Source organism: Acinetobacter sp. 1125_18A, assembly GCF_052824985.1.
In genome coordinates, this window is record NZ_VTDG01000028.1 from 1 (window position 1) to 14,526 (window position 14,526).

13 protein-coding genes and 1 pseudogene are annotated in these 14,526 nt (G+C 34.2%); 5 read left to right on the forward strand and 9 right to left on the reverse strand.

Features of this window, described 5'->3' with window-relative positions; translation table 11 throughout:
* Positions 1-207: pseudogene (locus tag FY049_RS21885) on the forward strand (adenylate/guanylate cyclase domain-containing protein); the annotation flags it as partial.
* A 411-nt stretch (positions 208-618) separates the two neighbouring features.
* Here the strand turns inward: FY049_RS21885 and FY049_RS21890 are convergent.
* From FY049_RS21890 to FY049_RS21905, 4 genes are all read right to left on the reverse strand, one after another.
* Positions 619-1,161 carry a plasmid replication DNA-binding protein gene (locus tag FY049_RS21890; protein ID WP_446084396.1) on the reverse strand — a complete coding sequence of 181 codons (543 nt, stop codon included), beginning with the start codon at positions 1,159-1,161 and terminating at the stop codon, positions 619-621.
* A 66-nt stretch (positions 1,162-1,227) separates the two neighbouring features.
* Positions 1,228-2,151: a replication initiation protein RepM gene (repM, locus tag FY049_RS21895; protein WP_446084397.1), complete on the reverse strand. Its 924-nt coding sequence runs from the start codon at positions 2,149-2,151 to the stop codon at positions 1,228-1,230.
* A gap of 2,154 nt (positions 2,152-4,305) precedes the next feature.
* Positions 4,306-5,109, reverse strand: coding sequence for a class I SAM-dependent methyltransferase (locus tag FY049_RS21900; protein WP_446084398.1), 804 nt, complete (start codon positions 5,107-5,109; stop codon positions 4,306-4,308).
* 163 nt (positions 5,110-5,272) lie between these two features.
* Positions 5,273-5,506: a hypothetical protein gene (locus FY049_RS21905; protein ID WP_446084399.1), complete on the reverse strand. Its 234-nt coding sequence runs from the start codon at positions 5,504-5,506 to the stop codon at positions 5,273-5,275.
* Between the two features lie 1,993 nt (positions 5,507-7,499).
* Here FY049_RS21905 and repM (FY049_RS21910) point away from each other — a divergent pair.
* Both repM (FY049_RS21910) and FY049_RS21915 read left to right on the forward strand, forming a co-directional pair.
* Complete coding sequence (gene repM / locus FY049_RS21910; protein ID WP_446084400.1) at positions 7,500-8,429, forward strand: replication initiation protein RepM; 930 nt, start codon at positions 7,500-7,502, stop codon at positions 8,427-8,429.
* A 78-nt stretch (positions 8,430-8,507) separates the two neighbouring features.
* Positions 8,508-9,026 carry a plasmid replication DNA-binding protein gene (locus tag FY049_RS21915; protein ID WP_446084401.1) on the forward strand — a complete coding sequence of 173 codons (519 nt, stop codon included), beginning with the start codon at positions 8,508-8,510 and terminating at the stop codon, positions 9,024-9,026.
* Between the two features lie 262 nt (positions 9,027-9,288).
* Here the strand turns inward: FY049_RS21915 and FY049_RS21920 are convergent, their stop codons facing one another.
* From FY049_RS21920 to FY049_RS21940, 5 genes are all read right to left on the reverse strand, one after another.
* Positions 9,289-9,636 (reverse strand): hypothetical protein, encoded by a 348-nt coding sequence (locus FY049_RS21920; RefSeq protein WP_446084402.1) that lies wholly within the window; start codon positions 9,634-9,636, stop codon positions 9,289-9,291.
* Positions 9,637-9,945: 309 nt separating this feature from the next.
* Entirely contained in the window at positions 9,946-10,818 is an 873-nt protein-coding gene (locus tag FY049_RS21925) for a DUF6414 family protein (RefSeq protein ID WP_446084403.1), read from the reverse strand.
* 124 nt (positions 10,819-10,942) lie between these two features.
* A complete protein-coding gene (locus tag FY049_RS21930; RefSeq protein ID WP_446084404.1) occupies positions 10,943-11,341 on the reverse strand; it encodes a hypothetical protein in 399 nt (132 codons plus the stop codon).
* A 64-nt stretch (positions 11,342-11,405) separates the two neighbouring features.
* Positions 11,406-11,708, reverse strand: coding sequence for a helix-turn-helix domain-containing protein (locus tag FY049_RS21935; protein WP_005804939.1), 303 nt, complete (start codon positions 11,706-11,708; stop codon positions 11,406-11,408).
* Positions 11,701-12,057 carry a type II toxin-antitoxin system RelE/ParE family toxin gene (locus FY049_RS21940; protein WP_446084405.1) on the reverse strand — a complete coding sequence of 119 codons (357 nt, stop codon included), beginning with the start codon at positions 12,055-12,057 and terminating at the stop codon, positions 11,701-11,703. The genes FY049_RS21935 and FY049_RS21940 overlap by 8 nt, the downstream gene beginning before the upstream one ends.
* A 696-nt stretch (positions 12,058-12,753) precedes the next feature.
* Between FY049_RS21940 and FY049_RS21945 the strand changes: the two genes are divergently transcribed.
* Together FY049_RS21945 and FY049_RS21950 are read left to right on the forward strand one after the other, a co-directional pair.
* Complete coding sequence (locus FY049_RS21945; protein WP_446084406.1) at positions 12,754-13,293, forward strand: hypothetical protein; 540 nt, start codon at positions 12,754-12,756, stop codon at positions 13,291-13,293.
* Between the two features lie 21 nt (positions 13,294-13,314).
* A partial coding sequence (locus tag FY049_RS21950) for an adenylate/guanylate cyclase domain-containing protein (protein WP_446084407.1) occupies positions 13,315-14,526 on the forward strand: 1,212 nt, incomplete at its 3' end.

Sequence of the window (14,526 nt, forward strand, 5' to 3'; positions counted from 1 at the left end):
GAACCATCTTTAATAAAATATCTTGAAGAGGAAGTTGAAAATCATAACTTTGATCATGATGTATCTCAAGGACTAAACTATTTTTATTCAAAGAAAACTTTTGAACGTGACTGTAACTATAAAGGTCTTCATTTTATAAAATGTGAAGTTTTAAATAGAAAACAAGAAATTATTTTCAGAGACTATATTTACGTTCCTATTGAATAAGTTAAAAATAAAATTTGGAAGATAGGAGTTGGGTTTTATTGTTAAAGTTTCTTAAAATTAACATAATACGCCTTATGCGAAATGCTTGAATTTTTTCTTTTTGCATCAATATCTTAGCCAAAGCCGTTCTAGAGTTCAGCGCACTAGAACGGCTTTTTAGTGATTATTCACGTTCCACGGCTATTCTTTGATCATTGTTTCACGTTTTTGTGTAGCCCTATTTAATGATCATCACTCACGTTTTCAAGGCTAAGTGACATCTTATCCATATAAATAATTATTTAAACGACATCTTCAGCATCATTTATTCATGTTCCTGGTGCAATATATTTCTTATGGAACTCCAGAAGCTATAGGCTATCCATCACTTTCAAGCCACATATAAACCCCAAGTATGTGGCTTTTTTTTGCCTACTCATATGGTTTGAAAAAACGACTCCAAAATCCCCTTTTCTCCGGTTCAGATTCAATATGCTCTGGTATTGGTACACGCTTATTTTCATTTACCTGAGGTTCTTTCTTAGGCATGGCGATGACTTCTGATTTTTCTTCTGTAGTTGATTCAGATTGAGTCCGTTCTAGGTCGATAGATGTAGGGATGTAGGATTTTGGGGCTTCCAATAAGCGTTGCATAGCTTCAATTTGTTCCTGATAGAAAGACTCTCGTTCTAATGATTGGTTCTCTCTAAGTAAAGCTTGATTCAACTGTCTTTCAAGCATGTCAACTTGTTGTTTTAGTAAGTCAACTTCAGTCAAATTTTGACTGTTAACTGATTGACTTTGGTTGACATTATTTGCTTTGTTTTGTGGCTCGCCAAATACTCTTAAAGCTTCTGAGAAATCAATTAAACCATCAGATCCTTTTGATAAATTTCCTTTATTTATATGGGCATATATAGCCTGTCTTGAATATCCATACAGCTTAGCCAATTCTGAAACTGATATTTTTTTCATAGTGTAAACTGGTGGTTAAGTTGAGTTAATACTTTACTTTTAAGTTGACAGTGTCAATTTAAAAACTTATTTAAATCCTAATTCTTTAAGATATGGAGAATATTCCTTAATTTTTTTAGGATCGGTTAAGTCCTCGGATATTCTGATTATAAAGTCGTCATAGCTTTCTCCAGCCTTACTATATTTTGATGAAAATTTAGGTTCATAAGCTAATTTACTTGAGAATAAAAAAATCTGTTTATCTGACAATTGATTAATTAGTTCTAGCTGTTCGCTACTTTTTTTAGAATTACTTTTAACTGATGTTTTTGACTTAAATGAAAAACTATAGCCTGAAATAGATCGTCCAGCTTTATGCTGTTCAGATTTAACTTTGATATCTGTAAAGGTATTGATTTGAGATATAGCTATATCTAGGACCCTTCTTTTAAAATTATCTGAGCGAGTATATTCATCATCAGCAATACCAAGCTGCTGTCTAAATTCTGCGATCTCAAATATAGGAGTTTGGCCAGTGCTACGCCAAGCAACTAATAGTTCGTAAAGTCTAGTGGCATACCGACTAGTTAATTGACTTACTTGCTTTAATTCATAGCTGGTAAAGCGTTCTTCGAGCCTTGTAATTAATGGAACAACAGCTGGTGAAAAGATAAGACTTACAGATGCTTCATTATCAATATAGCTAATTTCGCTTACCCAGCGAGTATGAGTAGTTTTTACATTGCCTTTATCTGTTAGAGATTGGTATGTAAACCTCCTATCAAATAAGACTTTACTTGCCTCTTTCAAAACAGCATAGGCAGTATGTTTCTCTACACTAAAATTCTCAATATAGCTTGATGCATGGATTACCAAAGCATCATTAGCATTGATCCCTTTGCCTGTCTGTCTGGCTTCAATGATTGCTAAGAGGACTAGCCTTTGCTCAACTAAATCAAGGTTATAACTTGCATTAATTAAAGCATTATCTTTGACAACTAAGTCTTTCATTGCTCTTATTACTACGTTCAAAAATAGTGTAGTAATACTACATTAAATACTTAAGTAGTCAAATGGTCGATAAACGTAGTGATATAGGTCGATAAACGTAGTGATATAGGTCGATAAACGTAGTGATATAGATCGATAAACGTAGTGATATAAGCTTTGAAATACTTATGTATCAATGCTTTTAGTAAGTCTAAAAGCATTTAAAAACATTAAAATTAATTAAAAACCTTGGTAAATAAAAATTGCCCTTGGTTTTCGCTTCGCTCAAACTCTATTGAATCTCGCTTTCGCTCGATTCGAGGGGCAATTTTTGGTTCATGCTTGCGTGAATTTAAGAAAAAGCAAAAGCACAGTCAAAAGCGACTATGAATTCGCTTCGCTCATGTTTTTTTACTCGCTCCGCTCGCCCAAAATTCAATTTAAGCTCAATCGCTTTGCTCGGTTCTTTCCTTTAAAAGTACAAATGCCAAGTTTGTAATCAAGGAAAAGGCTGCTCCAAATTTTTATGATGCTCAATCACTCGTAGACACTCGTTCGGTTAATTCTATCTGTGTTTTCTATTGTGCTTTTCTCGTGGAATACATGCACCAATCAAAGCACAGACAAAAGCACAAAGCCTTCGCTTCGCTGCGCCTAAAAACAATTACCGTACAAGCTCGCTTCACTCGTCCTTCCTGGACGTCAGGATTCCTTGTACTTCAAGGGCTGGACGCCCTTGATAATCGTTTTTTGTTGCCTTTCACTTTCTGCTATCGCTCCAAGTTGCAGCGCACTTCGTGCTCGCGCCCCGTCATACTACTACGTAGTTGACCCACCTCATTTTAGGTGCATATTTCGCTAGGCTCGTATGTCCTTCGGATTCGCTGGACGCTCTCACTAAAATGAGGTGGGTCAACTACCCTTCGGGATAGTTTGACGGGGTGGGCTTGCCCCCCAACATCTAACGACATCTGGGGATGTCTAAAGTTCGTATCCACTCTCTTTTACGTTGTCGGCTCCCCCCAGTCATCTCCGCTGGGGCTTCGATGATGTTCCGCTTTCGCTTCACACCCCTTCAGGGCTAATCTTTGGCTTTCGCCAAAGAAAAAGCACAAACATACTCATAGAGCGAGTGTCTACGAGCGAACAACAGAAAGTGAAATTCAAGACATACCCTCCCTGATTACATACTCTATTTGCTCATAGGATGCGTTTAGCCGAGCTTTGCTCGCTGGGGGTAGTGGATTACATTGTTTTGCTTGAGAAATTTGCTTGGAGCGCAAAATAGAGGGAAGTGGCTATGAGTCCGCCAATATTGACGTATAGACGGTAGCCACCTGAATAGATAAGGACAGTCTAATAACTTAATCTACTACGTATAGAATACTGCATAAAATAATTGAGTCAAAATTTGCTGGTTTCAGGTATAACCATACGTTTTGTCGCAAGATGTAAGTTTATATTATATAAGAACATAATTCTAAAAAAGTACAAACGCCAAGTTACGGACATCTCAGATTTTTTTATTTTTCATTTTGTGTTAAAAAACTGTTCACTATAAGATATTTTTAATATATATTTAAGATCATTGTAAGGTTACTCTAAGAAAGGTTATGGCTAAATCTATACAATCAATATCTAATGATATTAATGAGTTAATTAGAAAAAATAGTAATGAAGGAATTACACTAAAATGGGATCAATTTTATGAAATATGTGACCGAGATAGAATTGCAGAGGTCATTATGGAAAAAATTTCATCACATCTAAAAAAGTATGATCTGTATATTATTTATGGAAATAACCATGTCATTATTGTTCGAGACTTCTGCTGGAATCCTGTAACTCTTTAGACAGTTAGAAAAATTTTTTAATACATGAAATAAAATTGGTTTTTATATCTTCCTATTTAACATAATGGGCGTTATGCGAACTCTAATATTCTTATTCATCTAAAAACAGCAACTTAACCATTTTACATAATCTTAAAATACCCCAAAAAGCCAGCTTCGACACAAGTCGGCTTTTTTTTGAGCAGGTTTGATATCTTTCGCCAATAAAATCGAGTGTTTTTTAGTCAAATTTGGCTTTTCATCAGTGTTATCAATTCGTCCAGTGCTTAAATTATCCGCAATTAATGCAGATAACCTTTTGTATGCTGTTACATCAAATAACTTAGTCCTTCTTCGTTGCTACTATTGCATATAGCATAGGTATTTTATCGTCGAGAGGAGCAATTCGATACTTTTTATATTCAACCTCAACGGTATGGCTAAAACATGCATAAGGCGAATAGTCATATTCTTCAAACAAATCTATATTCAATCCGTTTTGAATTAAACTAGTTATAACCTCTCCTAAACCGTGATTCCATGTTACATACTCTTGATTGATCTTAGCGTCGTTGTCTGCATAAGTTCCTTCTTCTGATTCTACTTGGGCTCCAGAATTAAAGTAGCTATAACTAATGGCATTAAAATCATCACTAAACATCCAAACTACGGGATGAAACTCTACGAATACCAATTTTCCATTGGGCTTTAAAAATTTAGAAATCAAAGCTGCCCATTTATTTAAATCAGGTAACCAAGCTATTACACCATAACTGGTATATACGATGTCGAACTGTTCATTCAAATGGTTGGGTAAATCATAAATATCACAGCAAATAAATTGAGTTGTAACTTCTAACTCTGCGGCTATTTTTCTAGCAGCTTCAATTGATTTATCTGATAAATCTACTCCTATGACTACTGCTCCTAATCGACTCAGCGAAATGGTATCTTGTCCGAAATGACATTGTAGATGTAGTATACGTTTGCCTTTTACCTCACCTAACATGGCTAAATCAATAGGATTCAGAGAAGTTTTTCCTCTTATAAACTCTTTTTGATTATAGAAGTCTGAATTCAGATGAGCGTCTACACTGTTATTCCACGATTGACGGTTTATTTCTACGTAATTCTGCTCTGACTTCATAAGTCTGTCTCTGCTTTATATTTTTTAATTAAATTAATGAATATATTATAATTATTTTATTATCGATGATGATTTAATTATTTGAATTTATTTAACATAAAATCTCTTATGCGAAATTCGAGTGTTAGAACCCATTTGCAAGCTCTATTTTTATGTAAATTATCTACTTTAAATTTTCTAAATTCTTCTTAAGAAGAATAAAAAATCCTACTTCTTTAAGAAAATAACGATCGGTTTTTTCAAAAATAAACATAAGTACAAAAGTACTTACAACTGCTATTAACAATTCAAAATTAAGAACTAGTGATGGATTGAACAATGCTTGTGAGACAATGCCGCTAATTAATAATTTTACAATACTAAAAAGCAAGGTTGGAGTGTGAATGTTAAGTTTCATTTCTAGCCTTCTTTAATAGAAATCCAAAGCCCTTATGATTATTGAGCCTATAAATTGTCCTGATAAATTCGAAAGTTTTTTACAAGATTGTAGAAAATGGAAAAGCTAAAACAACATTGCAGAAATAGCACAAATATATCTATGAATCCCTGATTATCCGTCAAATTTAATATTAAAATCATAGAAATAGCTGTTGAACAAAAAGCTTTTACTATCTCAGCTTTAATATTATTATTAAATAGATATATGGAGTAAACAATAACACCTATAAAAAATATTAAAAACCAAAAAGTTAGTCTCTCACTATAGCTGGATGGAATCCCTCTACTCAGAACAGAAAATATCGTCGAAATAAGAAAGCCTACCTCTAGAAACAAGCCCAAATTTAATTTTCTACTCATATATATTTACCTTATTCAATTAATATTTTTTCGGATCAATCTCACACCAATCGTAAATTTTTGAATCTCCAAAAGCATAACATGGCTTCTTACTTCACCTAGGATTATTAACTTGGCGTTTGTACTTTTTTAGAATTATATTCTTAAATAATATAAATTTACATGTTGCGACAAAACGTATGGTTATACCTGAAACCAGCAAATTTTGACTCAATTATTTTATGCAGTACTCTATGCGTAGTAGATTTAAGTCATTAGACCGTCCTTATCTATTCAGGTGGCTACCGTCTATACGTCAATATTGGCGGACTCATAGCCACCCCTCTATTTTGCGCTCTAAGCAAATTTCTCAAGCAAAATAAGGTTCCCCACCACCTCAGCGAGCAAAGCTCGGCTAAATGCACCCTATGAGCAAATAGAGCATGTAATCAGGGAAGGGATTTCTTGAATTTCAATCTCTGTTGTTCGCTCGTAGACACTCGCTCTATGAGTATGTTTGTGCTTTTTCTTTGGCGAAAGCCAAAGATTAGCCCCAAAGGGGTGTGAAGCGAAAGCGGAACATCATCGAAGCCCCAGCGGAGATGACTGGGGGGAGCCGACAACGTAAAAGAGAGTGGACACGAACTTTAGACATTCCCAGATGTCGTTAGTTGTTGGGGGGCAAGCCCCCCCCGTCAAACTATCCCGAAGGGTAGTTGACCCACCTCGTTTTAGTGGGAGCGTCCAGCGAATCCGAAGGACATACGAGCCTAGCGAAATATGCATTTAAAAGGGGGTGGGTCAACTACGTAGTAGTATGACGGGGCGCGAGCACGAAGTGCGCTGCAACTTGGAGCGATAGCGGAAAGTGAAAGGCAACAAAAAACGATTATCAAGGGCGTCCAGCCCTTGAAGTACAAGGAATCCTGACGTCCAGGAAGGACGAGCGAAGCGAGCTTGTACGGTAATTGTTTTTAGGCGCAGCGAAGCGAAGGCTTTGTGCTTTTGTCTGTGCTTTGATTGGTGCATGTATTCAACGAGAAAAGCACAATAGAAAACACAGATAGAATTAACCGAACGAGTGTCTACGAGTGATTGAGCATCATAAAAATTTCGAGCTGCCTTTTCTCTGATTACAAACTTGGCGTTTGTACTTTTAAAGGGGAAAACCGAGCAAAGCGATTGAGCTTAAATTAAATTTTTGGCGAGCGAAGCGAGTAAAAAAACATGAGCGAAGCGAATTCATAGTCGCTTTTGACTTTGCTTTTGTTTTCTTCAAATTCACGTAAGGATGAACCAAAAAATTGCCCCTCGAATCGAGCGAAAGCGAGATTCAATAGAGTTTGAGCGTAGCGAAAACCAAGGGCAATTTTTCATTTCAATGGCTTTTAATTATTTTTAAAGTTTTTAAATACTTTTACATTAGCTGAAAGCCTCTATTTAAAAGGGTTTCCTCGGTTATATAGCAACGTTTCCTCGGTTATATAGCAACGTTTCCTCGGTTATATAGCAACGTTTCCTCGGTTATATAGCAACGTTTCCTCGGTATTTGACAACAAAAATTTATTATGTTGTTATAGCAACACAATAAAGCTGTTGCTAAATAAACCACCATGACAGACTTAGTCGTAAAATCAAATAAACTTGTACAAGCCCTACAGACTCTTACTTTAAGTGAAACTCGTCTTTTACAGCTCGCTATTGTAGATGCTCGAGAAACAGGACAAGGGTTATCATCTGATGAACCATTAGAACTAAATGCCACTAGATATGCAAAAGCCTTTAATGTTTCTCCAGACGCAGCTTATTTAGCTTTAATTGAAGCAGAAGATTCACTATTTAAGCGACAATTCACTATTACAAATGAAGATGGAAGCCTAACAAAAAGTCGTTGGATTCAAGATGCAAACTATAAAAAAGGTGAAGGCCGAATTTTAATTACATTAACTCGTGTAGTTATTGAGCATGTCACTAAAATAGATGGGTTTGAACAATATTTCACAAGCTATCATCTAAGAAAAACATCTGACTTTAAAAGTGTCTATGCTGTTCGTCTGTATGAATTATTAATGCAGTGGAAATCTATAGGAAAGACCCCTCTTTTTGAATTAAATAAATTCCGTAGCCAATTAGGTATAGGTGTAAACGAATACACCAGAATGGAAGCATTTAAGAGACGTGTACTTGATATTGCTATAGACCAAATTAATGAGTTTTCAGACATCAATATTAAGTATGAACAGCATAAAAAAGGGCGTTCTATTTCGGGCTTTTCGTTTAGTTTTAAACAAAAGAAATCAGCCAATCAACCAATCGAAAGTAAAAGAGATCCGAACACGTTAGATATCTTCTCCAAAATGACAGGTGCTCAACGTCATTTTTTTGCCAATAAACTGGCAGAGTTACCTGAAATGAGTAAGTACTCTCAGGGGACTGAGAGCTATCAACAGTTCGCTGTACGCATTGCTGAGATGCTTCAAGATCAAGAAAGGTTTAAAGAACTATATCCTTATCTTCAAAAGTTAGGCTTCAATGCAGCCTGAATTATAGACTTGATCATTTGTCTATTAGACAGTCTAATAGACAACAACTTTTGACAAGATTAGGCATAGTTTTACACCATGAAAAGTCTTTCAGTTCTTGAATTATCTAAGCTTTACAACATAAATAGGCAAACGATTTACAATCATATAAATAAAGGAATTTTAAGTAAAAATTCTGATAATAAGATTGATTTAGCTGAAGCTATTCGAGTATTTGGTGAACCTGTTAGAAAACAGGATGTAAAAGAACCTGTAAAAGTAGACAGTCCAAATTCGGCAGAAGTTTTACTGCTTAGACAGCAGATAGACATACTAAAAAATCAGCTCGATGATGCAAAAGATAGGGAATCGTTCTATCAGAATCAGATTGAAATGATGCAACGTCTTTTAGAGGCCCCAAAACCTCATATCCCTGCTTCTATTGACCCTGAGCCTACTCAGGCTGAGCAAATGACAGAGGAAAAAGAAGAAGTCATCGCCATGCCTCAGAACGAACCGGATACAAATGAAAATAAGCGAATTCCAGTACTGGAGCACGTTGAACCGGAGCAACCGAAAAGAGGCTTTTGGAGTCGATTTTTTAGACCCTATGATTAACCAAGATTGTTTAAGTAAGATGAATAAAGTCGTGAAACAATGATCAAAGAATAGCCGTGGAACGTGAATAATCACTAAAAAGCCGTTCTAGTGCGCTGAACTCTAGAACGGCTTTGTTTAAGATATTGATTATTATAGAGAAATTTCAAGCACTTCGCATAAGGCGTATTATGTTAATTTTAGAAATTCTAAACATGGGCTATTGTTCTATGCCTTTGGATTTTGATTCTATAAAGTGACAGAACCAAATTTAGAATAGCCTCTATTTATTTAAGATTTCAATAGTCCCATGATTATCACAATGATCACCATGTGGGTGATGCAAATGCCCATCCACGAGATAATCCACATGATCGCCATGCTTAATTGCTTCATGGCCGCAATTAGGTCCATGTACATGTTCGCTATCATGTCCTGTACATAAATGTGTAGGTGTACATTCGGCAGGGTTATTTTTATCGACTGCAATCAGATGATTATCACAATGACCATCATGTGGATGATGTAAATCCCCATCCACGAGATAATCCACATGATCGCCATGCTTAATTGCTGTATGACCACAATCAGGTCCATGCATGTGATCATGTTGTTTATTATGTGCTGTCATATATTTATCCTTCCATTTTTATATAGGGTTTAAGGATACCCCAATCCACGGATATACGCTTATATTTCGTCTGGCATTCCTTAATAGAACTTAAGAGTAAACACATAAAAAGCCCAACATCGGCTCTCGAAGTGGCTTAAGTACTATAGAAGAACCTATAGCAGATATTGCTGCTAAGCTTGCGGAGCTAGTAACTCCATAAATTTTCAGTGATTTGTATTATTCCAAAATTTGAAAGCCCCATAATTTATGGGGCTTTCGTATAAGAGATTTTATGTTAAATAATAAGCCGTCCATGGCTTGGTATCTTTATAGTTCTATATATGCTGCTATTGGATCTATAACTATTTCATTATCTGATTTACCAGAAATTGAATATTCTACACTAGCTAAATGTTCGAACATATTTCGCATATGAGCGCTTAGATCACCATCGAAATCTTCTTTAGGTGTTGCATTATTTGACATCAAGTATTGGGAAACTGTTCCAATAATACTTACTTTAACATTTGTTTTTCTAGAATATTTTCTAATTAAAATATTTTCACTTTCTCTTAAATAATCTCTATTTAAGTAAGAGGTGATTAATAAGCTATCAACAGTTTGAGATACTTCAAAATTATCATTAAAACCTTGTTTAGATAATAAAACAAAACTTTCTAAAAATTTAGGGTCTTGATGAAGTTCACTTTCCTTTTCTTTTATATATTGATCCTTTCTTTGTTTCCCTAAACCTTCTAATGCTTGTTGGTCACCAAAGATTATCATTCGACTAATAGCTGTACCAAATTGATTAAATTTTGAGAAAAAATCTTGAAGTTTGAGATGATCGTTGAATGTGACTTCTTTGGTGATTTTGATAAAAGAATAACTTTCTATTTTTTCACTAATTTCTTGTTGGTTTAAGTCACTAATATCTAAAATTATTTTTTTATCATTTAATTCTTTTTCAAAGAGAGTAAATGAGTAGTCATGTAAAAATTTTTTTTCAGTTGATTTAGTTGTATTTTTTACAACATCAGCTAGTACTTTTCCACTAAGTAGAGGACCGCCTTGAGTTTCGCTATCTTGATTCTCAAGAGTTTCTTCTTTTAATAGCTCTTGAGCAATTCCTTCGAACATCTGTGAAGAAATTGAGTACATCTTATCTTTATCGAGATAAATAAAATTTTTAAACTTCATCTTTTCCTCTTAATATAGTCATCGTAGTATTTTTTTCTGATATGAAATATAGACCAAATACAGAAAATTAAACCTATTAAAAACAATATTATAGCAGTATAAAGTATTAAATTATTCATTTTTATTAATACTCCAATTCTATTTTTCTATAGTGATATAAAATTACAAAGCATTGAATAAATGAAATAATTGCTAAAGATATAGATGCATTTAATAGTAGATCTATATTTATAGCTAAACTTTTGCTTTCACTACAAATTGCTGCACTTAGTAGTAAGACATACCCAATAATAAATAAGGTAGAAATACCGATTGCTATCAGTCTCCATTCATTATCTTTTTGAAGATTGTTTAATTCATTTAGAATCGATACATGTAAGACAATACCAAACACAATAATATCTACAGGGCTTATAGTAACGACATCTTTAAGAATAAAAATATTTACAGCTGTAATTCTAGCAATAATAGGTAAAAGCCCTATCAATACTGTGAAAATTAGCCAGATATAAATTTTTTTCATGTACCAAAGACCTTACACAATGAAGCCAAATTGTTATTTGGTAATATAGAGTAGTTGAAGCAAGTTACACATTAAATCCTATATGTTTGCCTGTTGGAAGCTCCACATCAATACGTAGCTTTCCGCCCATCGCTTCAACATATTTCTTCATTGTTGAAATTTTTAGATCATTCCCACGATTTTCTATGGCTGAAAGTGAAGGCTGTTTGATACCGAGGGTTTCAGCTAATTCTTTTTGAGAAATCTCTAACTCTTCTCGAATAAGGTGAAGCTGAGTTTCTAAAAGTAGTTCATCAGCCATTTGTTGAATACGAGCTTGACTCTCTGGAGAGCGACTAGCCAATAATTCCTGTAAGGTTTTAGCCATTAGCTTGGTCTCCTAAAGTTGAGAGATGAAGTTCGTATTGCTGATCGGCAATATCTAACATCTCTTTATAAAAACGCTTTTTACCGCCTTTAGCACCAATACACAGCACAATAGCTTGTCGTAAAGGATCAAATGCGAAAAAGGCTCTCAGTGGTTTACCTCGATGCTGAACACGTAGCTCTTTCATGTTGGTAAATTTGGAGTCATAGACGGTATCTACTAAAGGACGGCCTAAACTTGGTCCCTGTTGCTGTAGAACGACCAACGCTGCGAGTACTTTCTCTTGTGTAGATTCATCTTGCTGTACAAGCCATTCGTTAAACAGATCCATTGTAATGACTGTCCACATATTACAACCACAATATAGATTACAGTCTATATTTTATGCTTAATTGTATTATTATTCAAATGACAATAAAAAAACCCAGACATCCTGTCGGGGTTTTTCGTATTTGCGTTCTAGGGTTAACTCCTGTCATCCCTCGCGTCCTGTCGCTGATCTTATTTTTGTTATGTGGAACATCCTATTCTCAATGAACCCATCATAGGAAATTGAGCTGAGTATGGCTATTGGCAATTTTCTGGAATGAATGTACGCCAAAACGTACATGATTTTATCAGGTATTTATCCCAAGATTTGTCCGCAGGAAATGGGGATAAAAGTGGGTTATTGAAGCCTTAAGAAATCAGGAAAAATTGTGATTTTGATTATTTATTGATCGTTTTTATTGGCAGAATATATCAAAATCGGCGAAAAAAGAGCCGAGATGTTTCGATTCGGCTTTTTTGAGGATTTTTGGGGTTATGTAAAATTATTAAGTATTTGATTTATATAAATTAGATGGCTTTGGTTGCGTATAACGGCCATTATGTTAAATGGACTGTAAATTCCATGATTTTTGGAGTTCTCATATGAGATTTTATGCTAAATATATAATAGCTTGTCTAGCTTCCTATTTTAAAACTCAATTATTTAGAGGAAGCGTTACCAATGTAATCCTGCTAGTCTAGAACCTTAATGAATATGAAAAACTAAGGTAGAGTTATGGATAAAATTGATTTTTATTTCAGAGTATTAGCTCGTTATGATTTGTATGTTCAATTAGCTAATACTAAAGCATCTAACCATATTACACTTTTGGCTAGTATTTTAGCTTCTGTTTCTGCGTTAGTCGGTTGGGGGCTTGCATTTGATAAACCATCATTTTGTATGGCTATCATAATTTTTCTATATATAATTTTTCTATATAAATGCTATGAATGGTACAGCAGTTGTATGAAGGTTATTCAACCTGATAGGAGAAGAAATGATAAAAATAATAAACATAAATTAGAAGGTGAACTTTCATCTATTTTTTATAGTGATGTATCTAAATTTAGTAGTGTTGAGAAATTTAAAGAAGAAGTGAATAATAGAGATGAAAACAGTCACTTAGATGATTTAATTCAGCAAGTTTCTATTATGGCAAAAGTAACTGAAAAAAAGTATGATGACTATCAGAAGGTAAATAGTCATGTTATATACACTATTCTCTTGGCTTGTTTTATTTTGTTTTTAATATGTGTCACTAAATTAAATAGTTAAAGTTAAATTGAGTTTAATCTAATGAGTTTTAGTTTTTCTGTAAGTGATTTTGATGATGTTGTAAATTCAGTAAATAAAAAAGCGCCCTTCCTTATAGATTCTGTCCACGAGTCATCAAATTCTAGGACTATATCGCTTGAAAATTATAGCAACGAATCAAAACCTTTTGCTCTTGATGAAAGCCTAAAATTAACGATTAATGAACCAGAACAATATAAGTTACAGAGCCAAATTAGAGAGGTTTTTGGTAAAGGTAATAGTCTAAACTTAAGCACTATTGCAGATCACCCTGACTTTAATTCTTTAGTATACGGAGGTACTAAAAATCAATTTATTACTACAATGTTTGTAGATATTAAAGGATCAACAAGATTATCACTCAAATACCCTGATAGTTTAGAATTTATATATAAGTTCAAAAACGCAGTTATAAAAAGTTGTATTGAAATAATTCATGCTTTCGATGGACATGTACATAGGATCATGGGAGATGCTGTTCTTGGTTTTTTTGGTTCAAGTTACGTGAATAAGCAGCAATCAATTTTAGATTGTATAAATGCAGCTGCTATGCTTACTGTTATCTTGGAGCATACTATTAAACCTTGGTTACAAAAACAAAAAATGGACTTTGATGTCAAGGACTTTGGTTTCCGAGTTGGTTGTAATTTTGGAGATGATGAGGAAGTATTATGGGCTAATTATGGCTTTGGTACAGTAGGAGAGGTTTCACCTACAGGCTTGCCAGTTGATTTGGCTGCGAAACTCCAAGGATTGGCTAATAAAAATCAGATCATGATGGGGCAAGGGCTATTAAGTTTTTTCAATTTCCCTAAAGATTTTAGTGATATAAAACAAACGCAAGTAGACCATAATTTTGAGTCTGAAGAATATATTTCTCCTAATTATTCAAAAGCGGATGGCACAAAATTAAACTATATAATGCGGCTTTTGAAAACGCATAATTATATTTTGGGACTTCCATTACCATTAGAATTAAAGGCTTTTATTACTGATAGTAAAGTCAAAGCTAATGAAAAGATTATTCCAAATGAATTTTTTGAATTAAGTGCCGAAATAAAACTTCATAATCAAGCTCCTATTAAGTACTATTCAAACTCCAAAGTTATCCCCAAAGAGTCTCAAATCAAAGCTATTCTGACAGCAAAGAATATTAATTTGAATGATTTTTATAAAGTGATTTTTTATAAGAAGAATCAGTCAGGATTAAATGAT